The sequence below is a fragment of the Nocardia nova genome (assembly GCF_002933465.1).
GTDB classification, from domain to species: Bacteria; Actinomycetota; Actinomycetes; order Mycobacteriales; family Mycobacteriaceae; genus Nocardia; species Nocardia nova_B.
The window spans coordinates 45,368-69,939 of sequence record NZ_PSZE01000031.1; the positions used below are offsets into that span (position 1 = coordinate 45,368).

A 24,572-nucleotide genomic window follows, 5' to 3' on the forward strand; every position below is an offset into this window, starting at 1 on the left:
TTCGAACTCGGATGCGGTTCTGCCCGCTGCGTTTCGGAAGCCGCACCGCCACCGGTCCCGGCAGAAGGTGCGACCGTCGGCCGTTCGGCGCTCCGGCCGCTGAGCGCATCGGGCCCGGAAGTGTGTGCGCCCGCACCGTTCTGCGGATCGGATGCGCCGTTCGCGTTCGACTCGGCACCCGGCAGACTCGAGATATGTTGCGCCGCAACGGATCCCGCAGAAGGATGCACATGCGGCCCGGACGGTCGCCGACCGGGATCGGCGGCCGAGTCCTCACCGGGCGAATCGCCGGGGCTCATGCGGGCTGGGCTCCGTAGACGGCCTTGGACAGCGCTTCGAGCACATGCCCGGTCTCGGGTCCGAAGCTGAGCAGCACCGCATCGGACATATCGACGATGCGGTGATTGCGCCCGGCCGGCGTCTGGGCGACGCCGGGCACCTTCTCCAGGCCGTCGACGCCGCCGACCGATTTCAGCCCGTCCGACATCACCAGCAGCACATCCGGTGCGGCGCTGATCATCGCCTCGCTGGTGATGGTGGTGAACGGTTCGGTCAGCCCCGCCGCGGTTCCGGCGTCGACGCCGCCCAGCGCGCTCACCAGCGAATCGGCGCCCGAGCCGGGCCCGGCGAGCATGGTGATCGCGGTGCTGCGCAGGTAGACGAATCCGATCTTCAACGGCGGCTGGCGTTTCGGCACCGCGGCGGTGGCGGCGGCGATCTCGGCGTGTGTGCGGTCGGCCAGCTTCACCCCTTGGTCGTGGACGCCCAGCGCGTCGGCGACCGACCGGATCTGCGGGCCGACACCGTCGATGGTGCGCTGCGGGTCGAAATAGACGACCGTGATGCCCAGCGCGCGCAGCTGATCACGCATGGTGGGGGTGGCGCTGGTGGTGTCGGTGAGAAAGACCGTGGGCCGTTGCGCGGCAACGGCTTCGATGTTGATGCTGCCGTTGCCGCCCGCCACGTTGGGCACCTCACGCACAGCGGGGAATGCCGCCGACGTCGACCGGCCCACCAGTTTGGCGCCCAGGCCCAGCGCCCACACGGTCTGGGCCAGGGTGCCGTAGCGGTCCACGGCCACGATCCGGTCCGCGGAGGTGACGGTGACCTCAGCGCCGTCGAACGAGTGCACGGTGACCGGCAGCGCAGGTACGGGCCCGGGGCCGATCGGCGCCGGATCCAGATTCGCCAGCGTCGCGGTGGTCGCCCCCTGCCGCTCGCCCGAGGTGCCGCCGCCGCACGCGGTGGTGACCCCGACGAGGAGCACGACGCCGAGCACGGTGAGCAGCCACCGGGTGCCGGCGCGGGCCGTCCGCTGCCATCCACCCGGCTCGGTCGATGCCGAACGGTTCCGTGCGGTCGTCGCGGACCTCAGCGTCGGCGTTGCCGCATCGCCCGGCTCGGTGGGCCCCGCCGGCGCGGCGGAGGCGATGCGGGTCCATCGGACGTCGAGACACCTCATGTAGGCAAGCCTAAGTGGTCGCGCGGATCGGTTGTCATCGCCCTGTGCGCGCACGTCCCGCCGGCCCGGCCGCTCAGATACCGCTGACGTCGTCGAGGGCGGCCGCGATCGCGCGCGGAAGTTCCAGCGTTTCCGCGGCGAGGACGCCGGTGAGCTGACCGATATCACGGGCGCCGACGATCATCGACGCGACGCCCGGCCGGTCGCGCAGCCAGGCCGCCGCCACCGCCAGGGGGGAGGTGCCCAATCCGTCGGCGGCGGTGACCACGGCGTCCACCACCCGGGTGGCGTGTTCGTCGAGACGTTCGCGGATTTCGGCGGCGGTCGCTTCGTCGGCGCCGCGCGAGTCGGCGGGCACGCCGTCGCGATATTTGCCGGTGAGGATGCCACCGGCCAGCGGTGAGGCCGCGATCAATCCGACCCCGTGGTAACCGGCCGCCGGCAGCAGCTCACTTTCCGCACCGCGTGCCAGCAGCGAATAGGGTGACTGCGCGGCCACGATCGGTGCGGCCGAGGCCAGGGTCGCCAGCTGCCACGCGCTCAGGCCGCGCGCCCCCGCGTAGCGCACCTTGCCCGAGCGCACGGCGTGGTCGAGGGTGGCCGCGATCTCGTCGAGCGGGGTGTGCCGGTCCCAGGCCGCCACACTCCAGATGTCGAGATAGTCTGTGCCCAGTTCGGCGAGGGTGCGGTCGAGTTGGCGCATCAGGGTGCGCCGCGAGGCGTCCACACTCCAGTGGATGCCGGCCACGGGTCCGCCGTCGGGATCGGTGACACCGGGCACCGGTACCAAGCCCGCACACCCGCTGATCACCAGATCGTCGCGCGGCACCAGCTCGCCCACGAGCTCGCCGAGCATGCGTTGCGCGGCGCCGCCCTGATACACCGGCGAGGTGTCGACCAGCGTTCCGCCGGCCTCCACGAAGGCCACCAGCTGCGCCGCCGCGTCCTCGGCATCGGTTTCCCGGCCCCAGGTGTGGGTGGCCAGTCCCATCCGCGATACCCGCAGGCCACTGCGGCCCACCGCCCGCTGTTCCATCACCACACCGCCCCAGCTCTCGTCACAGTGTCCGAGCCTAGGGCCACAAGCGGTCCCGGAAACGGATACCGCTCGCGAACCGCCGGAAGATGCGAGGTGCACCACAGCGCCCGCCGGTGCGGGGAGGCCGGGACACGATCCCGGTCGCCGATTCCTCCGACAGCGAAACAGGTTGCATACCAGCTGGTTCCGCATCGTCGGGTCCTGCGGGCGAGGCCGCGGGCCGGTGACGGCGCGAGCCCGGCGGTGGTGATCGCCTAGTCTGGTCCCATGACGGTGATCCTGCTGCGGCACGGGGTGTCGACCTCCAACACCGCGCGCACGCTGGCCGGCCGCAGTCCCGGGGTCGAGCTCACCGAGCGCGGAACCGAGCAGGCACTGGCGGTGGCAGAACGCCTGGCACCGTTACCGATCGAGCACATCGTGCATTCCCCGCTGCTGCGCTGCACGCGCACGGTCTCCCCGCTGGCCGACAAACTCGGCCTCGAACCCGAACCCGACGAGCGCCTGCTCGAGGTCGACTACGGCGAATGGACCGGCCGGCTGCTCTCGGAGCTGGTGAAGGAACCGTTGTGGAAGGTCGTGCAGCAGCACGCCTCGGGTGCGGTGTTCCCCGGTGGTGAGGGACTGGCCCAGGTGCAGTACCGGGCGGTGGCCGCGGTCCGCGCGATCGACACCGAACTCGCCGGACGCCACGGCCGCGACGTGCTGTGGGTGGCCTGCACGCACGGTGACGTGATCAAGTCGCTGCTGGCCGACGCGTTCGGCATCCACCTCGACGGGTTCCAGCGCATCGTGGTGGAACCGGCCTCCATCAGCGTCGTCCGCTACACCCCGGCCGCCCCCTACGTGTGGCGGGTCAACGACACCGGCTCCGACCTGTCGGCGCTGGCCGCGGTCGCACAACCGTCCGAGCAGCGGGCCGGGCCCGTCCCCGGCGGTGAGGTGGGCGCCGCGCCGCGGGCGGATAATGGGAATATTGCGGATCCCCCCGATTCGGGGAACGAGCGTAATCAGTGATGCAGTCGGTTTCAGGAGGTGCAGATGGCCCGAGCAATCCATGTGTTTCGCACCCCCGACCGTTTCGTCGCCGGAACCGTCGGTGAGCCAGGGGATCGCGCCTTCTATCTACAGGCCGTGCAGGAACCCCGCGTGGTGAGCGTGCTGCTGGAGAAGCAGCAGGTGAAGGTGCTCGCCGACCGGATGGGTCTGCTGCTGGACGAGGTGGCGCGGCGGTTCGGCGCGACGGTGCCGCCGCAGGCCGAGGACGTCTCCGACACGGCTCCGCTCCAGATGCCGATCGACACCGAATTCCGGGTCGGGACAATGGGTTTGGGCTGGGACGCGGATGCCGGCGCGGTGGTGGTGGAACTGCTGGCCATCACCGAGACCGAGGTCGATGAATCGGTGGTGCTCGACGACACCGAGGAAGGCCCCGACGCGGTGCGGGTGTTTCTGACCCCGGAGCAGGCCCGCGAGTTCGCGTTGCGGTCGGCGAAGGTGATCGCGGCCGGCCGGCCGCCGTGCCCGCTGTGCGGGGAACCGCTCTCGCCCAAGGGCCACATGTGTGTGCGCACCAATGGTTACAAGCGCGGCGACATCTTCGGCGCGACCGATCTGGAGGACTGAGCACCGGTGACCACGCGCGCGGCGGCCGCAGACGAGGGCGCGGCCCGCGACGGCCTCTACAGCGGCGAGTTGTCGATCATCGGGCGGGTGACCACCGCCAGCAACCTGACCCTGGTCTGTGAGATCGACGCCCCGCCGGTCGACGGGGGCTCGGAGCCGCTGCGGGTGGTGTACAAGCCGGTGCGCGGGGAGCGGCCGCTGTGGGATTTCCCCGACGGCACGCTGGCCGGGCGCGAGGTGGCCTCGTATCTGGTGTCGGCGGCGCTGGGGTGGTCGGTGATTCCGGAGACGATCCTGCGGGAGGGTCCGCTGGGGCCCGGCATGGTGCAGCGCTGGATCGAGACCGTCGACCCGGGTGCGGCGGCGCCGGAACGCCTGGATCTGGTGGATCTGGTGCCCGCCGGCGCGGTGCCCGCCGGATTCCGGGAGGTGCTGCGGGCGGTGGACGGCACGGGTGCACGGGTGTCGCTGGTCCATGCCGACGATCCGCGGCTGCGCCGGATGGCAGTGCTGGACGTGTTGCTCAACAACGCCGACCGTAAGGGCGGGCATGCCCTCGAAGGCGTCGACGGCGGTGTCTACGGGGTCGACCATGGGATCTGCCTGCACAGCGAACCGAAATTGCGCACGGTGCTGTGGGGCTGGGCGGGCGAGCCGGTGGGAGAGGAACTGCTCGGCGATATCGCCGCGTTCGCCGACCGAATTTCGGGTCCGATCGGTTCGGCGCTGGCCGAACACATCACCGACGACGAGATCGAGGCGCTGGAGGCGCGGACCCGCGAGCTGCTGGACGATCCGGTGCTGCCGCAACCGGTCAGCTCTCGCCCCATTCCCTGGCCCGCGTTCTGAGCCAGCGCGCATCCGGGCGCGCCGATCCGCCGACGTGCGCGCCGCATTCGGTGCGCGCGGCGTACAACGGTTGACTTCGCCACACCGCTCACCCCGGCCGAGGTCTGATGTGGTGGCGAACACCCCGCGACGGGCCCGGTAGCCGGGGTCGGCGGGCGAGGTGCCCGCCCGGACCCTTACTCTCGAATCATGCAGTCCTGGTCCGAAATCTCCGTTCCCGCCGTCCCCGGATCCGGACCGCCGTTGCGGTTGTTCGATACCGCCGACCGGCAGGTGCGCCCGGTGTCGCCCGGCGCGACCGCCACCATGTACGTCTGCGGCATCACACCCTACGACGCTACGCATCTGGGGCACGCGGCGACCTATCTGGCCTTCGATCTGGTCAATCGGATCCTGCGCGACGGCGGCCACGAGGTGCACTACGTGCAGAACATCACCGACGTCGACGATCCGCTGTTCGAGCGGGCCGAACGCGACGGGGTGGACTGGCGCGAACTCGGCACCGGCGAAATCGAGTTGTTCCGCGAGGATATGGCGCAGCTGCGGGTGCTGCCGCCGCGCGACTACATCGGCGCGATCGAATCGGTCGGCGAGGTCGTGGAGCTGGTGGACAAGCTGCTCGCCGCCGGGGCGGCGTATGTGGTCGACGACGCCGACTACCGCGATATCTACTTCCGTCACGACGCCACCGAGCAGTTCGGCTACGAATCCGGCTACGACCGGGCCACGATGGATCGGCTGTTCGCCGAACGCGGCGGCGATCCGGAGCGCCCGGGTAAGCGCGACCCGATCGACGCACTGCTGTGGCGGGCAGCGCGGCCGGGTGAGCCGTCGTGGCCGGCGCCGTTCGGCGAGGGCCGCCCGGGCTGGCACATCGAATGTGCGGCGATCGCGTTGAACCGGCTCGGCCCCGAATTCGACATCCAGGGTGGCGGCAGCGATCTGATCTATCCGCATCACGAGTATTCGGCCGCGCACGCCGAGGCGCTGGTGTCGCATCGGCGCTTCGCCCGGCACTACGTGCATGCCGGGTTGATCGGCCTGGACGGCGAGAAGATGTCCAAGTCGCGGGGCAATCTGGTGTTCGTGTCGAAGTTGCGGCGCGCCGGCGTGGATCCGTCGGCGATCCGGCTGGGCCTGTTCGCCGACCACTACCGCACCGATAGGCAGTGGTCGGATGCGGTGCTCGAGCAGGCACAGCAGCGGCTCGCGCGCTGGCGGCAGGCGGCGGCGCTGGAGTCGGGCCCTGCGGCCGAGGAGACGGTCGCCCGGTTGCGCCAGCATCTGGCCGATGACCTGGACACCCCCAAAGCCCTTGCCGCCGTGGACAGCTGGGCGCAGCAGGCCCTGACCTACGGCGGGCCGGACGCCACGGCGCCGGGCCTGGTTCGCACGGCCGTCGACGCGCTGCTGGGCATTACTCTCTGAGCGCAGCGTGCGCGGTGCACCGACCGCGCATGCGCAACGACTGCACGCAGTGGCGCCGCGGCTCGGGGCCGGACAGCTGATCCGCAGGTGTTGGCACCTGCGGATCAGCTGTGGCCGTTCAGGCGCGGCGGTCGGCGAGCACCCACGAGGTGAGGGCCACCGCGCCGGAAACCACCGCCACCGACGGCCACGCGCCGATCTTCTTGGCCAGCGGATGCGAGACGCCCATCGCGCCCACCGAGAGCCCGGTCAGCGCGGCCGCCCCGGGAGTGCCGAGGACCGCCCGCCAGCGCGGGACCGCGGCCGCGGTAGCCGCGGCGAAAACCGCACCACCGAGCTGCCGCTGCTCGGTCGCCTGCGCGAGCGCGAACCCGCCGAGCAGCCCACCGGCAGCGAGCACCGCCGTCGGCACCGAAGAAATTCCGGCCATACTCACAAACCTCCATCACACATCAACCCGAACCGGGACAGCGGCCGGACGAACGCACCGCAGGGCGCGAATCCGGCCACGCCCCATTGTTCACCGCGCCCCAGGACCGGCTGGAGGCAGCCGATGCATGCCGGCACGAACCGATTCACCACCGCCGGCGCGGCCGCCGCCGCTCGCGGTGGGGCGCGAAATTGCGTGCAGCAGTTCAGGCAGCCGCCGCGGCGGCGCGTGCGTAGGTGTCCGCCAGTCCGGGCCAGCCGCCCGGCGAGCCGACCGCGTCGCGCATGGATTCCCAGCCCTCGCCGTGGTGGGCGAAGTCGCCGTGGACGAGGGTGACAGCGGTGTGGGTGGGGTCGATGGGGGCGAAGGTGACGTCGACGCGGCTGGTCAGCGCCGGGTCGGGCTGGTATTTCCAGTCCAGGGAGATGTCCCAGGAAAAGGCGAAGTGACCGGGACGGTCCCACACGAGGACGCGGCCCCACGGGCATTCGGTGCCGTCGGCTTCGCGGCCGAACAACCGTCCGCCGACGCGGGGTTCGACCACTACTTCGGCCAGCGGCCCCGCGCCGATGTGATGTTCGCGGGGCCACCAGCTGTCCATGCCGGTGGTGAAGACGTCGAAGGCGGTGTCGATGGGCGCCTCGACGGTCAGTTCGACGCGGATCTGGGTATCGCTGGTTTGCTGTGTCATGACTTCTCCTCGAATATGGTTGTGCCGCTGCATGTTTCGCCAGAATCAGCGCGTGCGGCGGCCGCGGCCCGGTCGCGAAACGACGACATCGCCGTCGTCCAGAACCGGGTGAAGTAGCCGCGCAGCGCGTCGATGCCGTTCGGATCGAGCCGGTAGATCCGGCGGGTGCCGACCGCCTCGTCGAGTACCAGTCCCGCCTGTTTGAGCACCTTGAGGTGCTGGGAGACCGCCGGACGGCTGACCGGGAGTTCGGCGGCCAGCTCACCGACCGCGCAGGGTCCGCGCCCGAGTCGTTCGAAGATCGCTCGCCGGGTCGGATCCCCGAGAGCGTCGAGCGCACCATCTTGGTAAGTCCCCACGAACCGTAAGTGTAGAGTTACGTAATGCAGGTCACAAGTCTTTGACGCCCCGAAAGAGCGGGTGAATCAATTGTCTCGGGACGCACTACGATGCCGGGTTTCGCCAATCAGCGGATGCGGCACAGCAATTGGCCGACGTCGGATTCGACGCCTGAGTCAGCTGCCGACCGCGCCCAGCCCGTGCTGCGGCAGCTCGGGCAAGGCCGTGCGGTAGAGCCAGCTCTCCCACAGGTCGCGCAGCGGGGTAGGGCTGTAGTGGCCGGCAAGGTCGGCGAAGTCCTCGGCGGCGACGGTGCCGTAGCGGTGCCGGGCGGTCCAGTCGCGCATCAGGGTGAAGAAGGCGTCGTCGCCGAGGCGCAGGCGCAGCGCGTGCAGGGTGAGGGCGCCGCGTTTGTACACCCGGTCGTCGAACATCGACGCCGGTCCGGGATCGCCGATCACGAGGTCCTGCGGGGCCCGGGCGAGATTCTGGCGAGCGGCGCGGGCCTGCTGGTCGGCGCTGGGCCCGCCGCCGGCCTGGGACCAGATCCATTCGGCGTAGCAGGCGAAGCCCTCGTGCAGCCAGATGTCGCGCCACTGCCGCACCGTGAGACTGTTGCCGAACCACTGGTGGGCCAGTTCGTGTGCGATGAGTCGTTCCGCGCCGCGCTGCCCGTCGCAGTGATTGGCGCCGAAGATCGACAATCCCTGTGCCTCGATGGGGATTTCGAGCTCGTCGTCGGTGACCACAACGGTGTAGCCGGCAAACGGGTAGGGCCCGAACCGGCGTTCGAATTCGGCCATCATCTGTGGTTGCCGGGCGAAGTCGTGGTCGAACGCGGTGCGCAGCCGCGGCGGCAGCACCGCGGTCATCGGCACCTTCGTGACACGTCCGGCGTCGATGCGGTGGGACCGGTACGGCCCGATCTGGATGGTGGCCAGATAGGAGGCCATCGGCTCGGACTGCTCGTACACCCAGGTGGTCTGGCTGGATTTCGTGGTGCGAGCGGTCAGCACGCCGTTGGCGAGCGCGTGGTACGAGGAGTCGGTGGTGATCGATATTCTGTAGCTCGCCTTGGAGCTGGGGTGATCGTCGCACGGGAACCAGGACGCCGCGCCGTTGGGCTGGCTCGCCACGAGCACGCCGTCGGTGAGTTCCTCCCAGCCGACCTCACCCCACGGTCCGCGCACCGGTTTCGGGGTGCCGCCGTAGTGCACCACGATCGACAGTGCAGCGCCCGGCGGGACCTGATGGGCGGGTGTGATCGTCAGCTTCCCGCGGGTGTGGGAGTATTTGGCGGGTTTGGCGCCGTTGACGAAAACCTTTGCCACGCTCAGTGTTTGCGACAGATCCAGCGCGAACCGCGGCTGCACCGCGGTGGTCACCGCCGTGATGGTGGCCCGGCCGGTCAGCCGGTTGGCGGCGACCTTGTACACCAGGTCCAGTTCGTAGCGCGAGACCCGGTAGCCGCGGTTGCCGTTCTGCGGCAGATAGTCGTCGATCGGCGCCTCGGCGCCACCTTTGCCCAGCTTCACCGACGACCTGCCTTCACTTGCCGCGCCGGGTATCCGGCCACGGCGCAATCGGATTGCCCTGCCACCGGGTCGACGCCGGGACGGTGTCCCCGCGCATCACCAGCGACGCCGGGCCCACTGTCGCACCGGCGCCTATGCGGGCCGCGGGCAATGCCACACAATGCGGGCCGAGGGTGGCACCGGCCTCGAGGGTCACGCTGTCCATGGACATGATCCGATCATGGAACAGATGTGTTTGCACGACACAGCCGCGTTCCACGGTCGCTCCGTCGCCGAGGCTCACCAGATCGGCCTCGGGCAGCCAGTACGATTCGCACCACACTCCGCGCCCGATGCGCGCGCCGAGCCCGCGCAGCCAGATGTTCATCACCGCGGTGCCGGTAGCCGCGCGCGCGAACCACGGCGCGGCAACGGTTTCCACGAACGCGTCGCATACCTCATTGCGCCATACGAACGAACTCCAGAGCGGATGTTCCACCTTCTCGATACGTCCGACGATCAACCATTTCGCCGCCACCGCGCATGCGCCGGCCACGGCGCCGGCGATCAGCAGCACCACACCGGAACAGAGTGCGGCCAGCCAATATCCGGGCCCGGAGGCCAGCCAGGCCAAGGCGAACAGCACACCGAGCCCGATGCCGAAACTGAGTATCACCGGGATCAGGCGACAGGTCTCCACCAGCGCGCGCGCCAGTTTCAATCGCAGCGGCGGATCGAAGGTGCGGGCGGTGTCGGAATCACCGGCGGTGCGGCGCAATCGCACCGGCGGGCTGCCCAGCCACGACGAACCCGCTTTCGCCTTCTCCGGAGCCGCCGACAACACCGCCACCAAACCGTTCTTGGGCACCCGCCGTCCGGGCGCGGTCATACCGGAGTTACCCAGAAAGGCCCGCTTTCCCACCTTGGCGCCGCCGATATGCATCCAGCCGCCGCCGAGTTCGTAGCCCGCGATCATAGTGTCGTCGGCGAGGAAGGCACCGTCGGCGACCTTGGTGAATTTCGGCAGCAGCAGCACCGTCGACGCCTCGACGCCCTTGCCGACGTCGGCGCCGAGCAGCCGCAGCCACAGCGGGGTGAGCAGACTGGCATACAGCGGGAACAGGAAGGTGCGCGCGGAGTCGGCGAGCCGTTCGGTGGCCCAGGCCTGCCAGCCGACGCGGCTGCGCACGGGGTGGTAGCCCTCGGTCAAGCCGATCGCGAGCACGCGGATCGCGACTACCGTGACCGCGGCGAAGACCGCGAGCACGATCAGCGCGGCCACCGGCAGCATCAGCATCGCGTGCGCCAGCGCCCCGGTCAGCGTGGTTTCGTCACGGATCCACCAGGCCAGCAGCAGCCCGCCCGCCGCGAGCGCGATCACCGGCAGCGCCGACAGCAGCATCGAGGTCACGCCGAAGGCGAGCACCCAGTGCGGTGCGCGCGGCGGTGTGGTGGCAGGCCAGCGATGTTCGGCGGGACCGACTTTCACCGCGGGCGATCCGGCCCAGCTCTGTCCGGCTTTCACCTTCCCGAATACGGCCGAGCCCGGTTCCACGACGGCGTTCTTGCCGATCACCGCGCCGGGCATCACCGTGGAGCGGGAACCGACGACCGCGCCGGGCCCGATGCGGATTTCCCCGATGTGCACGAGGTCGCCGTCGATCCAGTATCCGGCCAGGTCCACTTCCGGTTCGACGCTGCAGCCGTCGCCGAGTTCCAGCATCCCGGTGACCGGCGGCAGCGTGTGCAAGTCGACACCGCGTCCGATGCGTGCTCCCAGCGCGCGGGCGAACGGCACCATCCACGGTGCGCCGGAGAGGTTCTCCGCGCCCGCGGCCTCGGCCATCCGCACCGCCGTCCACAGGCGCAGATGGACCGAGCCGCCGCGCGGGTAGCTGCCGGCGCGCACGCCGCGCAGCAGGATGCGAGCACCGGCCACACAGATCGCCATCCGGCCGGGCGGTGAGATGAACAGCACGAATCCGGCCAGCGCCCACCACCACGACAGTCCCGGCATCCACGGCAGCGCACCGAAGCGGGTGGCGATGTTGGTGACCACGCCGAGCCAGGTGAGCCATTGCAGGCCGGTGAGGGTGGTCAGCGGCACCGAGGCCAGCACCTGGATCCATTGCGCGCGCCACGGTGTCGGGGTGACGTGGCGGGTGGGCGCCTTTTCGGTGGGGGCGGCGGCGTCGATGAACTCGGCCAGCGCGCCCAGGCGCGGATGATCGTAGAGGTCGGCGACGGTGATCTGCGGCAGCCGTTCGCGCAGCGCTGTGACCAGCTGCGCCGCCGACAGCGAACCGCCACCGAGGTCGAAGAAATCCGAATCCAAGCCGTCGACATCGGCGCCGAGCACCGAATGCCACAGTCCCGCAAGCCAATACGCGGTGCCGTCCAATCCCGCGCCGGGTTCGCCGTCGGCGCCGGGCAGCGGCCACGGCAGCGCGTCACGGTCGACTTTTCCCGATGTACGCGTGGGCAATTCGTCCAGCACGGCCAGCCGGGGCACGAGGGCCCCGGGTAGTCGTTCGGCTAGCAGCTCCCGCGCACGCGGCAGGTCGATGCCGTCGTCGCCGGTGGACAGATAGCCGACGAGGACCGGGGTGCCGGTGGCGGTGGTGCGCACGGCGGCTGCGGCGGCGGTGACGCCGGGCAGATGTTGCAGCGCGGCGTCGAGTTCGCCGAGTTCGATCCGGCGTCCACCCACTTTGACCTGGTCGTCGGCGCGGCCGAGGAAGATCAGCCCGGCGGGGTCGTTGCGCACCATATCGCCGGAGCGGTAGGCGCGCTGCCATCCGAGGGTCGGCATCGGCGCGTACTTTTCGGCGTCCTTGGCCGGGTCGAGGTAGCGGGCCAGCCCGACGCCGCCGATCACCAGTTCACCGGCGTCCCCCTCGGCGACCGGCGTGCCGTCGGCGTCGACGACGGCCAGATCCCAGCCGTCCAGCGGTAATCCGATGCGCACCCGCGGCGTCCCGGTGAGCTGTGCCGCGCACGCGACCACGGTGGCCTCGGTGGGGCCGTAGGTGTTCCATACCTCACGCTCGTCGCTGCCTGCGAGCCGCTCGGCCAGTTCCGGGGGAACCGCTTCGCCGCCGAAGATCAGCAGCCGCACCGCGTCGAGCGCTTCCGGCGGCCACATGGCGGCCAGGGTGGGCACCGTGGACACGATGCTGATCTCGCGGCGCACCAGCCACGGCCCCAGATCCATCCCGCTGCGTACCAGCGCGCGCGGCGCCGGCACCAGGCACGCGCCGTGCCGCCACGCCAGCCACATCTCCTCGCAGGAGGCGTCGAAGGCCACCGACAGTCCGGCCAGCACCCGGTCGCCGGGCCCGATCGGCTCCTGCTGCAGGAAGATTCGCGCTTCGGCGTCGACGAAGGCAGCGGCGTTGCGGTGGGTGACCGCGACACCTTTGGGGGTTCCGGTGGAGCCGGAAGTGAAGATGATCCACGCGTCATCGTCGACTGTGGGGCCGGGCGTGTCGGGATCGGCCGGCGCACGGTCGCCGCCGTCGCCCGGGGCGGTGTCTTCTCGGCCGATGGCGGTGTTGTCTCGACGCACGGCGGTGATGCCGTCGGCGGTGACGACGGCGGCCACCGCGGCCTCGCCGAAGACCAGTTCGGCGCGTTCCTCCGGGTCGTCGGCGTCGACGGGCACGTAGGCGGCTCCGGCGTGCAGGACGGCGAGGATGGTCACATACAGCGCCGCGGTTCCCGACGGGATCCGCACCCCGACCCGGTCGCCGCGCCGGATTCCGGCCGCGCGCAACTCGTCCACCGACGCTTCGATCGCCGCGAGCAACTCCCGATAGGTCAGTACCTCGGTGCCGTCGTCGACAGCGTCGGCGTCGGGGTGTGCGTGTGCTGATTCGGCGAGGATGTCGACCAGTGTCCGAGGCTGCGCCGCGGCGACTCCGCGCAGCAGCGGCGAGGCGGGAGCCGGCGCAGTGCGCCGATCGGAATCCGGGTCGGCGACCTCGAATGCCGATTTCCCGTCGGTGCCGGCCACCGCCGAGGCGGATGGGCCGGCAGCTGCGCGGGCTCCGGAGTCCGTCGAGGGCGGGGATTCGGGGGGCCCACCATTCGTGTCGCTGCCCGAGGGCGCGGTGAGCGGCGCATCGGTAGCGCCCGCGCCCGACTGCGAACCGACGATCACGTTGCTGCCTGCCTCTCCCGTTCCCGGCTATCGGACGTCCGGTTGTCTCACATTGGGGTTACCGATGCGCAAACACCAGCTGTCCGGTTCGCGCGCGTCCGGGCCGCCGCAACCCCCGGCAGTCGCACCGTCGGCCCGCCCTATTGTCCCAACACAACCGCGCGCGGGCTCTCGCGGGGGCGACGGGCGTGTTCGCTCGCGATATGCCGGGGCCCTGCCGGCCACCCACCGCCCCCTGCGACCGGACAGGTCAGCTGTCGACGTGTACGTGCGGGCGCTGATTCGGATCGGCGACGGCGCGCCGCAGGATCTCCCGGGTCACCGGCGCCACCTCGCCCTCACCGACGAACAGGAATTTCAGCAGGTTGAGCAGCGGATTGCCTTCGGTCCATTCGAAATACACGTGCGGATTCATGCCGGTGCGATCGCGTATCGCGAGCAGGATCGCCGCGATCGAGTTGGGCACCGCGGCGGCTTCGACGGAAAGGATTTTGTAACAGTCGATTTCGACCGCGCTGACGTGGAGGTCGGTGGAGAATTCCGAGGCGTCCTTGACGATCACCTCGAGGAACAGGATCGGCTCCTTGGCGGGGATGTGGCTTTCGATCCGCTGTTCGGCTTCCTTCTGCCGGTAGTCGTCGGGCCGGCGGCCGTCGACGTCGTCGAGGTCGTGGGTGACGATGCGGATGGTGCCCGAGGCGGCGATCTTGTCGATCAGCCAGCCCGCCTTGTCGTCGAAGTCGACCTCGATGGCCCGCAATTCGAACGCCCGCCGCGCCCGCGAGACGAACGACACCACGATGATGGCGATGATGAACAGCGAGGCCAGCTGCACGCCCTCGGGCCGTTCCACGATATTGGCGATCGTGGTGTAGACGAACACGGCCGCCACTGCGCCGAACCCGAAGACCTTGCCACGCTGGCGTTTTCGCGCCGCAGACAGGGTGACGGCGACGGCGGCGGAGGTGATCAGCACCAGCACACCGGTGGCGTAGGCGCCGCCCTGTGCGTCGACGTCGGCGTCGAAGTACCAGGTGATGCCGAAGGCGATCACCGCGAACACCAGCACCAGCGGACGGGTGGCCCGAGCCCATTCCGGCGCCATCCCGTAACGGGGCAGATACCGCGGCACCAGGTTGAGCAGTCCGGCCATCGCCGAGGCGCCGGCGAACCACAGGATGGCGATGGTGGAGATGTCGTAGACGGTGCCGAATCCGTTGCCCAGATACTCGTGGGCCAGATAGGCCAGCGCGCGGCCGTTGGCCGATCCGCCGGATTCGAATTCGTGTTCCGGGATCAGCACCACGGTGATGAAGCTGGTGACGATGAGGAATGCGCTCATGATCAGCGCGGCCGTGGTCAGCAGTTTGCGCGCGCCGACGATCCGCCGTTCCGGGTGCTCCTCGGTATCGCCGGGGCCGCCCTTGATCTGCGGCATCACCGCCACCCCTGTTTCGAAACCCGACAGTCCGAGCGCGAGTTTGGGAAAGACGAGCAGCGAAATGCCCACCATCGCGAAGACGCTGCCGTGCTGGGCGGTCATGGCGTGGCCCCAGTCGACGACCAGGTGCGAGGCGGTAGCGACCTTCCACACCCCGACGATCGCGACGACCAAGTTCAGTGCCAGATAGACCCCCACCAGCCCGATCGCGATCCGGATCGCCTCGGCGAATCCTCTGAGAAAGACCGCGGCCAGCAGTGCCAGCAGGGTGAGGGTGATCGCGAGCCCGTGCCCGTGCAGCGCCTGCGGCACGAACGGGTTCTCGACGATGTGGGCGGCGCCGTCGGCCGCCGACAGCGTCATGGTGATCACGAAGTCGGTAGCGGCGAATCCGAGCAGGACGAGGATGAACAGTTTGCCGGTCCAGCGGGGCAGGATATCGGCGAACATGGCCAGCGACCCGCCGCCGTGCGGGGATTCGCGGGCCACTCGCCGATACACCGGCAGCGCACCCAGCAACGTCAGCGCGACCAGCACCAGCGTTGCCAGCGGGGACAGCACGCCGGCGGCCAGGGCGGCGATGCCGGGCTGATAGCCGAGGGTGGAGAAGTAGTCGACGCCGGTCAGGCACATCACCTGCCACCACGACCGTTGATGCTGCTCTTCGGTCTCCTTCACCATGGGGCCGGGATGGCGAGAGTAGCGGTCCTCGTCGGCGCCCTGCAGCAACCATTCCGTCAAAGCCGAACGCGGTCGTCCGGTGGCGGTGGCGGTCACGTGATCCCCCTCGGGAGCATCTGTCCGGGCATCCCGGAGTCCAGCGATATCCGGGTCAATGTACGTGGGCCGCCACCGGAGCCACGCATACCGGATGTCGTGCGCGGCAGCGCAAAACGGCAAATCAGACACTCAATCCGGCAAATCCGGCGCAGGACCGGCCGGTGACTCCCGTTCACCGGCCGCGTCGTGCTGTGAGCGGAGTCACCCACCCCGATATCATCGCAGGTGGATCCCACCGACCGAGCCGGCCGCGCCGCCGCCGTCCGGTTTGCCGGACCGCCCACCGGGTACCCGAGTACTTCGTGTCCCACGTCGCGGCATCGCGGCCGGGCGCGCAGCAACCGAAAACAGGTGAGGAGGAGCGCGCGTGAGCACCAGCCTGCCGCACGCCCAGCAACGACGTTCGGTGGCCGCCGCGGCCATGGGCAACGCCACCGAGTGGTACGACTACGGCGTCTACGCGGCCACGGCCTCCTATCTCACCGACGCGTTCTTCCCCGGCTCGCTGGGCACCCTGGGCACGCTGCTCGGTTTCGCCGTCTCCTTCGTGCTGCGCCCGATCGGCGGCATGGTGTGGGGCCCGCTCGGCGACCGGGTCGGCCGCAAACTGGTGCTGGCCACCACGATCCTGCTGATGGCCGCGGCCACGGGCTGCATCGGCATCCTGCCCACCCATTCGGCGGTGGGTATCGCCGCGCCGATCCTGCTGATCCTGCTGCGCGTCGTGCAGGGCTTCTCGACCGGCGGCGAATACGGTGGCGCGGCCACCTACATCGCGGAATCGACCGATGAGCGCCGCCGCGGATTCCTCGGCAGCTTCCTCGAATTCGGCACCCTGTGCGGATTCGTCGGTGGCTCCACGGTGGTACTGATCCTGCAGGTTCTGCTCTCCGACGACGCGATGGAATCGTGGGGCTGGCGCATTCCGTTCCTGCTGGCGGTGCCGCTGGGCCTGATCGGCTGGTATCTGCGCAGCAAGCTCGACGAATCGCCGGTGTTCACCGAGGTCGCCGAGCATCAGAAGGCCCAGGGCGGGCTGCGGGTCCTGCTGCGCGACTACCGCCGCGAACTGCTGACCATCGCCGGCCTGGTGGTCGCGCTCAACGTCGTCAACTACACGCTGCTGGCGTATCAGCCGACCTATCTGCACAACACCTTGGGGATGGGGGATTCCGAGACCACGGCGATGGTGCTGGTCGGCCAGATCGTGATGGCACTGGTGCTGCCGGTGTCGGGTGCGGTCTCCGACCGGGTGGGGCGGCGGCCGATGTGGCTGGTGTCGCTGGTGGGGCTGGCGATCCTGGCAATCCCCATGTATTGGTTGATGGGGCGGGGCGCGGCATGGGCGATCGTCGGCTTCGTGGTGCTGGGCCTGCTCTATGTTCCGCAGCTGTCCACGATCTCGGCGACCTTCCCGGCGATCTTCCCGACGCAGGTGCGATATGCGGGTTTCGCGTTGGGCTACAACATCTCCACCGCCGCGTTCGGTGGCACCGCACCGCTGATCAACGAGTCGGTCATCGACGCCACCGGCTGGCATCTGTTCCCCGCCTACTACATGGTCGGCGCGTGCCTGGTGGGCCTGGTGGCGTGGTTCTTCCTGCGCGAGACCGCGGGCGTCTCGCTGGCCGGTACCGAGGTTCCCGACGCGGCCGGCGAGGAACCGGTACCGCAGCCGAGCTAGAGCTTGCGCGGCCGAGCCGGAGCTTCGGTAGGGCCACCGCTTGCGACGGATGCCGCGCTCGTGTGTGATCGAGCGAGCCCGCACGCGGCAGGGCGAGGCCGGGAAGGAACGACGAATCCAGATGCTCCCACTGGAGTCCGGGGATCCGGTGACCATCGGCCCCTACCGTCTGCTCGGGGTGCTCGGCGCCGGCGGAATGGGCCGGGTCTATTTGGGCCGCAATGCCGGTGGCCGCACCGTCGCGGTGAAGGTGGTGCGACCGGATCTGTCGGATGACCCCGAATTCCGCACCCGGTTCCGGCGGGAAGTGGCCGCCGCGCGGCGCGTGACGGGCGCGCATGCGGTGCCGGTCCTGGACGCCGATGTGGAGGCGGAACGGCCGTGGCTGGCCACCGGGTACGTGGCGGGGTTGTCGCTGCGCGAGGCCGTGGACTCGTTCGGGCCACTACCGGAATCGGCGCTTGTTCCGCTGGCCGCGGGCCTGGCGCGGGCACTGGCCGATGTGCACGCGGCCGGCGTTGTGCACCGCGACCTGAAGCCGTCCAACGTGCTGCTGACTCTCGACGGTCCGCGGCTGATCGATTTCGGTATCGCCCGCGCCGCCGACGACGGCACGCTCACCACGACCGGCACAGTGATCGGTTCGCCGGGTTATATGGCGCCGGAACATATTTCGGGCGATGCGCCGGTGGGGCCGGCGGTCGATGTATTCGCCCTCGGCGGGGTGCTGGTGTATGCCGCCAGCGGCAGCGGGCCGTTCGGTTCGGGTGATTCGATCCCGATGCTGTGGCGGGTGATGCAGGAACCGGCCCGCCTCGACGGCCTGCCGGCGGCATTGCGCCCCATCGCGGGAGCATGCCTGGACAAACAGCCCGGCAATCGCCCGACGCCCGCCGACGTCGAAAGGCAGTGTGTGGCGTTGGGTGACGCTTGGTCGGGGTGGTTGCCGGGGCCGATCCTGGAGGCGATCAGCCGTCAAGCGGTGATGCTGCTCGATCTGGATTCCGGTCCGGTGCCGCATGATCCGCCGGTCACGCCGCACAGCGCGCCCGAACTTCCCTCGACACTGATCGCCTCGGCGGGCCGGACCGGCGCCACAGGGCACCCGAACACGCCCGTGCCGCCGATCGAGGCGTCACCGCCGACCGTACGGCGATCGGATCCGGGCGATGCGGGCCGGTCCTCGACCATCACCCCGGGACACTCCCTGAACACCGGTATTCCCGGACAGACGGGTCCGTGGCCCGGCACGCCGACGCAACAGCTTGCGCCCTGGACTCCCCGCGGCCACACCCCAGCCGGCGCACACACCGAAAACACTCCCGCACAAAGGAATTCGTCGCGGCGCAGGCTGGTGGTGATCGGATGCCTGGCAGTGTTGTTGGTGGCAGCGGCGGTGATCAGTGCCACGCTCGCCTTCCGCAGTGCCTCATCGGACAGGCCGGCGTCGGCTGCCGGCACCGAGACCCCGGTCGAGACCGCCGGATCCGAGGAAACATCGGCTCCGGAGGCGACGGCAGCCGAGACGACTGCCGCGGGAAGCGAGTTGCCCGCGCTGCCCGCCGAGTACGTGGGCACCTGGAAGGGCACCGCGACCGACGGGCTGGCCACCTACGACATCGCCGTCACCCTCCGCGCGGGCGCGGTGGGGACGGAACTGGGCACTGCGAGCAACACCGGCCGAACCAGTGGCCTCACCTGCCGGCGCGCCGAAACCCTCACCTCGGCAAGCGATTCCGCGATCACGCTGCGGGCCCGCTTGGTCTCGGGTGCGACCTGCGTGGACGACGGCCAATCCTCCACCCTCACCCTGAACCCGGACCACACCGTCGCCTACTCGATGACCGGCCCGATCGGCGCGATCACCGGAACACTGCGACGCCAGTGACACTGCCTGCAGCACAATGGGTGTCGCCTCGGCCGTCTCATGGCGGCAGGCGCACCACCGCGATCGCCGGTTCGCTGAGGCTGCCCAGGTACAGAGTCCCGTCGGTTCGGCAGCCACGCTGCCCGGTATCGCCGGCACCGTCGAACTCGAGCGCGCGGCATTGATGAACCGCTTCATCGGCGTGCATCCCAGCCGCAGCTGTCTCGGGGCCGCGGAGGCGGATGGTTCGCCGACCGCCTCGGAGATTCTGCGGACGAGATGCCGATCGATCCGTTGGCGAGGATGTTCGTCAGGGAGCTGGGTGCGAATCGGTGACTGCCGGGCCGGCGGTGCTGGTGACGTGGACGGGGAGGTTGTCGGCCCACGGCTGGCTTTCCACCATGTCCGCAACTCGCACTGTGCCCCTTTCGAATTCGCCGGTGGCGGCGTCGACGAGGCGGTAGGCCTGCACCTGGGTGTGGATGGGCTGGGCGTCGAGCAGCACGACTCGGACTTCGCCGGGTTCGAAGTGGCAGCGCTGCTGCAGGGCGGCGATGAGTTGTTCGTTGTGCATGTGCCCGTCGCCGAAGTTCCAGCCGATCGCGGTGCTGCAGATGCGTTCACCGTCGGTGATGGTGTATTCGTCCTCGCGGCCGGCGGGCATGGCGCGATGCACGAGGGTGAACAGGGCGCGGCCGTGGGTGTTCATGGCGCGGAAGGCGTAGCCGAGATACAACGGGATCTGGGCCCGGTCCTTGCCGTAGTAGCGCTCCATCTGCGCCTGCGGCATGCTCGCGATCGCGACGATGTTGCGGTCGATCTTCTGCGCCGCGGAGGGTTTGATGCACCACACCGTGGTGTCCCAGTTGCCGGCGTAGTAGCGCATACCGGGCAGGAACGAGATCCGTGAGGGCAGCAGGTTGCCGGTGATCACGATCGCGACGAGGACCGCGAACAACAGCACCGGCAGCCAGGGATGCGTCGCGTCGGCGACGCCGACATCGGCGTGGGCGACGAACAGCACCCCGAGCCCGAACATCATGAACACGTTCCACTCGAGCGGTACGCCCATCGGGATGGCGGTGAGGATCGCCAGGTGGAAGCACACCAGGATCACCGCCGCCACGGTGGTGGGCCAGCCGCCGTGGGAGAAGAACAGCACGATCGGCGCGCACATCTCCACCGCGGTGCCACTGTGGGCGACGAACCGCGACAACCGGCCCGGCCGCAAATCGTCGGGGAAGTCGGCGAAGAAGCGGCGCTTCAACCATCGCGGACGCACAATCGGGCTGTTGGACATCATGGTCGAGACCACGAACGGGAAGTGCCGGTTCAGCTTCGAGGTCGCCGCACCCATCCAGATGACGACGAAGACGAGTTTCGCGGCGAGGATCGCATCGGCGCCGCCGAACAGGAACGCCACCGCGAGCGAACCGTACACCTCGCCGCGCGCGGCCAGGAAGATCACCTTGTCGCGCAGTCCCAGCACCGCCAGCACGGCGACGACGAGGCCGACCTGCCAGGCCGGCAACAGTCCGACTGTGGTGTCGAGGGCGTGGATCGGGCCGGTACCGTCGGACAGCAGCGCCCACAGCAGCACCACCAGCAGCAGTGCGTAGAGCGCGGCGTCGACCGGGGTGCGGGCGGTGCCGCGGGTCAGCGGGACGACGCGCGGCCACGGTGGGAGCCGGATCGTTGTGGGCCGCAGCCAGTACAGAATCGAGCCCATCGGCGGGAAGTAGCGGTTGTTGAGCGGCCCGAACCCGCAACCGAGCCCGATCACCTCGAACAGCATCGTGTAGAGCACGGCCTTTTCGAACACGATCGGTTCCGACCACCAGCGGCCCACATCGGTGAATCCGTCGATGCCGCTGGTGCTCAGCGCGAACAGCCAGCCACCGAGGATGTAGACGCAGATCTTGACGACGTAGAACAGATGCAGCACCACCGGTGTGCCGAAGCCGACCTCGGCCCAGTGCCGCGCCATGAGCCGGATGCGCTCACTGCGGCCGCTGTTCTGCCACTGCTGTTGATCGACGACCGGCAGTTCCGGCTGGACGAACCCCATCACTCTCTCCGTTCCCGCGTCCGCGGCCGGTCACGGCACCATGACCGCGGTGTTGCCCTTCTCGCTCGACGTGGCGAGGATGTCGCGGCCGATCGGATCGTCCACCGCGGCAAGGCTTTCCGACGCCATGATCGCCAGGAACCGGCTGTCGTCGGCGTGCAGGCGCCCGACGACCAGTCCGGTGCGCGGCTCGAATGCGTGGCGCACGGTGTAGGTTTCGATCCGGGCCGGCCCGTCGGCGCGCGCCCGGCTGGGCACCTGCGGGGCCGACGCCACGGCGCGCCGCAGGTGTGCGCTGCGGTCGGGCTCCCAGGGCGCCGACGTGGTCGAATACACCCCGACCGAGTATTTGCTCATGATGCCGCCGTTGGCGCCCACCAGGCCGAAAGCGCCCGGCTGGTCACGCATCCGGGCCACGGTCTCGGCGATCGCGTGCATCGAGTAGTTGTTTCCGGGGCCGCCGAAGAACGGCAGCCCGCCGGTCACGGTGAGCCCGCGTGGGTCGTCGGTGGCCAGTCCGGTGCCGTCGCAGAAGTTGAACACCGCGACGGGGAAGCAGCTGTAGAGATCGAGGGTGGTGAGGTCGTCGAGCCCGATTCCGGCCACCCGCAACGCTTCTCGCGCCGCCGCCCACGCGGTGGCCGCGGCGCCGAGGTTGACCAGATCGCGAGCCACCATCAGGCGCGGAAACGGGTCGCAGATCATCCGGTTCGCGTCGGTGACGGTCGCCAGTTCCTCGGCGCTGCGCTCGACCTGCGCGGCGGGCGAGGGGGTTCTTCGCGGCCACGCACGTGAACGGCGCCAGCAGTTTTCCCATTTCCAGCCGATACTGCTGTGGTTTCGCGCCCACGCGCGGGCAGCCGCGGCGGCGATCGCGACCGACGACAGCTGCCGATACTCGGAACTGTCGATGCGGTCGATCGCCTGTCCGACGCCCACGACGACCGGTGTCCGCGAATCCACCATCAGCGAACCCCACCACTGCGCGCGGCCGTGCCGGCTCCCCGTCTCATGGCAGTGACAGTAACACGGGAAATAGAACCTGTTACAGACGTTTGTCTCAGGTGGTGGCTCGCTGTGAGGCCGCGGCATGCTCGCCGAGATCGGCGAGGGTGAGCCGGTGCCGCGGCGCGTGGTCGACGACAGTGTGGCGGGTGGTCACCAGATCGGGTCCGACGTGCAGCAGCCGACCTACCGGCAGATCACGCCAGCCGGGATCGCTGTCCATGCGTTCGGTGGCGATCACCACGGCCGGATGGTCGGCGAGCGCGGGGGAGTGGGCGCGGATAGGGCCGGTGCCGGCGTGGTGGAGATGTTCGCCGCCGCCGGGTCCGCCCGCGGCTCGTTCGAGGACGAACAGGTCGTGGGTGCCGGGATAGCGCAGCGCCCACAGATCCTGTGCGGTGGTGAGCACGAAGTTCAGCGCGAACACCGGCAGGTTGTCCGCGATCCACCCGACCGCCGCGCCGATCCCGGCGACGACATCGCCGTCGTGTTCGTCGATGCATCGGGTGACGAGCGCGAAGACCCGCTCGGAATCGGTTTGCCCGGCGACCAGATCGCGGTAGTCACCCAGCGCGCGTTCCAGTTCCGGCAGGCCCCCGACGACACCGTTGTGGGCGAACAGCCGCCCGTGTTGCTCGAACGGGTGGGTGTTGGCCGCGACCGTCGCCCCGGTGGAGGCGTAGCGCACGTGGGCGAGGAAGGTCGCCGATTCGCACTCCATGGCCTCGCGCACGAACTGCTTGTCCTCGTAGGCGGCGATGGGCTGCTTGCGCACCAGCGGCCGGCCGTCGGGTTCGAAGGTGCCCAGCCCGGTGCCGTCGGGTTCGCGGCGACTCTGTCGCGCCAGGCTGTCGGAGGCCTCCAGCAACCAGAACGTCGCGTGCACCCGCTGCGGTGCCGCGCTGAGCCCGAACAATCGGCACATCGATTCACCTTCCGCCGCACCGGCACGGACCGGCCATCCGACTCGGACGAAAATGCTTGTCGCGCTTCGATATTCAGTGCACGGCCACCGGAGAACCGCACCGATCACGCGGCCCGGGGCCGCCGAACCGACCCTACCCGGCCGTGGCGAAACGCGAGGCCCTTCGACCCTGGATCGACGGTTGCCCGCCGTGCACTATGAGGTGATCGCAACGCGGCGGAGCTGGAAAGGGGTGCTCGTGGCGAGGAAACGGTGGAACGAGCTGGACGAGCGGACGCGGCGGCTGATCGTGGCCGCGACCGTGGTCGAAGCGCTCTTGAAAGTCGCGGCGCTCATCGATATCGCGCGCCGGCCGGCCGGCGAGATCCGAGGGTCGAAACTGCGGTGGGCGACCGCGGTCACGCTGCTCAACTCGGCCGGCGCGGTGCCGATCGCCTACTTCCTCGCCGGACGCCGGCAACCGGGCCGCGCACACTCCTGAGGCCGGTCACCGTTCGCCGCGATAGTCCTGGCATCGGCAGCGCTCGGCCGGCCGCCCGGCGCCGCTGTCGCGCGAGACGAGGACGCCTGCGTCGACGGCGCTGCGGCAGCGGCCCGATACCGGGTCGTGCACAATGTTGGAGTGCCCGCAGTGCGAGCACAGTCGGCGCGTCACCTTCCGCGGCACCAGGATCAGCAGCACCAGTGCCGAGAACGCGACGGTGACACCGACGAACCTGAGCAGATGTGGCCAATCCATCTCCACGACCTCATTTTCCGGCCGAGCCCGCCGCGGCCGACCGCGATCAACGCCGTCGCAGGTGCATGCCGTAGGGGACTGCCTCGAGCAACGTCACCTTCACCGACGCCCCACTGGGAATCCGGTACGAGCACACCTGCCCAGGCCGGGCGCCGGTGAGTGCGCTGCCCAGCGGCGACTCGGGCGAATAGACCTCCAGCTCCTCGGTGTCGGCGCCGTCGCGCCGGCCCAGCAGGAATGTTTCGGTCTGCTCGTCGTCGAACCGGACGGTCAGCACCATCCCGGGTTCGGCGATGCCGTCGTCGGCGGGCGCCTGCCCGACCACGGCACGATCCAGCAACTCCTCCAACTCCAGCCGGCGCAACCGCCGCCCGGCCGCGGACTGTCCGTCCTCGTCGCCGGGACCGTGCTGCGCCGCCCGCAACTCCAGCAATTCCCGCCGTAGCCGCTCGTACGCGTCCTGCGTCAACCAGACGCCTTCCGTTCCGGTCATCTCATTCTCTTCGTCCACTGCCGACAACAC

General features: G+C 69.7%; 19 protein-coding genes and 1 pseudogene. 7 read left to right on the top strand and 13 right to left on the bottom strand.

What is annotated here, in order from left to right; translation table 11 throughout:
- Positions 1-295: 295 nt before the first annotated feature.
- On the bottom strand, positions 296-1,462 hold the full coding sequence (locus C5E41_RS27605; RefSeq protein ID WP_219823262.1) for a heme/hemin ABC transporter substrate-binding protein: 1,167 nt from the start codon (positions 1,460-1,462) through the stop codon (positions 296-298).
- 73 nt (positions 1,463-1,535) lie between these two features.
- The gene (locus C5E41_RS27610; RefSeq protein ID WP_104378661.1) at positions 1,536-2,498 is read right to left on the bottom strand and encodes an aldo/keto reductase; all 963 of its coding nucleotides are present in this window, start codon (positions 2,496-2,498) and stop codon (positions 1,536-1,538) included.
- Between the two features lie 270 nt (positions 2,499-2,768).
- Between C5E41_RS27610 and C5E41_RS27615 the strand changes: the two genes are divergently transcribed.
- The 4 genes from C5E41_RS27615 (at position 2,769) to mshC (ending at position 6,404) form a co-directional block, all read left to right on the top strand.
- The gene (locus C5E41_RS27615; RefSeq protein WP_104378662.1) at positions 2,769-3,518 is read left to right on the top strand and encodes a histidine phosphatase family protein; all 750 of its coding nucleotides are present in this window, start codon (positions 2,769-2,771) and stop codon (positions 3,516-3,518) included.
- A 24-nt stretch (positions 3,519-3,542) separates the two neighbouring features.
- Positions 3,543-4,127, top strand: coding sequence for a DUF3090 domain-containing protein (locus C5E41_RS27620; RefSeq protein ID WP_062964358.1), 585 nt, complete (start codon positions 3,543-3,545; stop codon positions 4,125-4,127).
- Between the two features lie 6 nt (positions 4,128-4,133).
- On the top strand, positions 4,134-4,976 hold the full coding sequence (locus C5E41_RS27625) for an SCO1664 family protein (RefSeq protein ID WP_104378663.1): 843 nt from the start codon (positions 4,134-4,136) through the stop codon (positions 4,974-4,976).
- A 189-nt stretch (positions 4,977-5,165) separates the two neighbouring features.
- A complete protein-coding gene (mshC, locus tag C5E41_RS27630; protein WP_104378664.1) occupies positions 5,166-6,404 on the top strand; it encodes a cysteine--1-D-myo-inosityl 2-amino-2-deoxy-alpha-D-glucopyranoside ligase in 1,239 nt (412 codons plus the stop codon).
- A 118-nt stretch (positions 6,405-6,522) separates the two neighbouring features.
- Here the strand turns inward: mshC and C5E41_RS27635 are convergent, their stop codons facing one another.
- From C5E41_RS27635 to C5E41_RS27660, 6 genes are all read right to left on the bottom strand, one after another.
- Positions 6,523-6,834 carry a hypothetical protein gene (locus C5E41_RS27635; protein WP_219823263.1) on the bottom strand — a complete coding sequence of 104 codons (312 nt, stop codon included), beginning with the start codon at positions 6,832-6,834 and terminating at the stop codon, positions 6,523-6,525.
- 205 nt (positions 6,835-7,039) lie between these two features.
- Positions 7,040-7,525 carry an SRPBCC family protein gene (locus C5E41_RS27640; protein WP_104378665.1) on the bottom strand — a complete coding sequence of 162 codons (486 nt, stop codon included), beginning with the start codon at positions 7,523-7,525 and terminating at the stop codon, positions 7,040-7,042.
- Positions 7,522-7,884: an ArsR/SmtB family transcription factor gene (locus tag C5E41_RS27645; protein WP_104378666.1), complete on the bottom strand. Its 363-nt coding sequence runs from the start codon at positions 7,882-7,884 to the stop codon at positions 7,522-7,524. The genes C5E41_RS27640 and C5E41_RS27645 overlap by 4 nt, the downstream gene beginning before the upstream one ends.
- 156 nt (positions 7,885-8,040) lie before the next feature.
- Positions 8,041-9,399, bottom strand: coding sequence for a M1 family metallopeptidase (locus C5E41_RS27650; protein ID WP_104378667.1), 1,359 nt, complete (start codon positions 9,397-9,399; stop codon positions 8,041-8,043).
- 13 nt (positions 9,400-9,412) lie between these two features.
- Entirely contained in the window at positions 9,413-13,309 is a 3,897-nt protein-coding gene (locus C5E41_RS27655) for a Pls/PosA family non-ribosomal peptide synthetase (protein WP_104378685.1), read from the bottom strand.
- 481 nt (positions 13,310-13,790) lie between these two features.
- Positions 13,791-15,662, bottom strand: a complete 1,872-nt coding sequence (locus tag C5E41_RS27660) for an amino acid transporter (RefSeq protein ID WP_258081305.1) — start codon at positions 15,660-15,662, stop codon at positions 13,791-13,793.
- 520 nt (positions 15,663-16,182) lie between these two features.
- On the opposite strand from C5E41_RS27660, the gene C5E41_RS27665 reads away from it, so the two are divergent.
- Positions 16,183-17,445, top strand: a complete 1,263-nt coding sequence (locus C5E41_RS27665; RefSeq protein ID WP_104378687.1) for an MFS transporter — start codon at positions 16,183-16,185, stop codon at positions 17,443-17,445.
- A gap of 121 nt (positions 17,446-17,566) precedes the next feature.
- Positions 17,567-19,333: a serine/threonine-protein kinase gene (locus C5E41_RS27670; RefSeq protein WP_104378688.1), complete on the top strand. Its 1,767-nt coding sequence runs from the start codon at positions 17,567-17,569 to the stop codon at positions 19,331-19,333.
- A 289-nt stretch (positions 19,334-19,622) separates the two neighbouring features.
- Here C5E41_RS27670 and C5E41_RS27675 read toward each other — a convergent pair whose 3' ends face one another.
- From C5E41_RS27675 to C5E41_RS27685, 3 genes and pseudogenes are all read right to left on the bottom strand, one after another.
- Complete coding sequence (locus C5E41_RS27675; RefSeq protein ID WP_104378668.1) at positions 19,623-21,380, bottom strand: DUF3556 domain-containing protein; 1,758 nt, start codon at positions 21,378-21,380, stop codon at positions 19,623-19,625.
- A gap of 30 nt (positions 21,381-21,410) precedes the next feature.
- Positions 21,411-22,233, bottom strand: a pseudogene (locus C5E41_RS27680) (acetyl-CoA acetyltransferase); the annotation flags it as partial.
- Positions 22,234-22,440: 207 nt separating this feature from the next.
- On the bottom strand, positions 22,441-23,310 hold the full coding sequence (locus tag C5E41_RS27685; RefSeq protein WP_104378689.1) for a class II glutamine amidotransferase: 870 nt from the start codon (positions 23,308-23,310) through the stop codon (positions 22,441-22,443).
- 238 nt (positions 23,311-23,548) lie between these two features.
- On the opposite strand from C5E41_RS27685, the gene C5E41_RS27690 reads away from it, so the two are divergent.
- Positions 23,549-23,791: a hypothetical protein gene (locus tag C5E41_RS27690; protein ID WP_104378690.1), complete on the top strand. Its 243-nt coding sequence runs from the start codon at positions 23,549-23,551 to the stop codon at positions 23,789-23,791.
- A 6-nt stretch (positions 23,792-23,797) separates the two neighbouring features.
- Here C5E41_RS27690 and C5E41_RS27695 read toward each other — a convergent pair whose 3' ends face one another.
- Together C5E41_RS27695 and C5E41_RS27700 are read right to left on the bottom strand one after the other, a co-directional pair.
- A complete protein-coding gene (locus tag C5E41_RS27695; protein WP_104378669.1) occupies positions 23,798-24,055 on the bottom strand; it encodes a hypothetical protein in 258 nt (85 codons plus the stop codon).
- Between the two features lie 40 nt (positions 24,056-24,095).
- Positions 24,096-24,542, bottom strand: a complete 447-nt coding sequence (locus tag C5E41_RS27700; protein WP_104378691.1) for a GreA/GreB family elongation factor — start codon at positions 24,540-24,542, stop codon at positions 24,096-24,098.
- Positions 24,543-24,572: the final 30 nt, after the last annotated feature.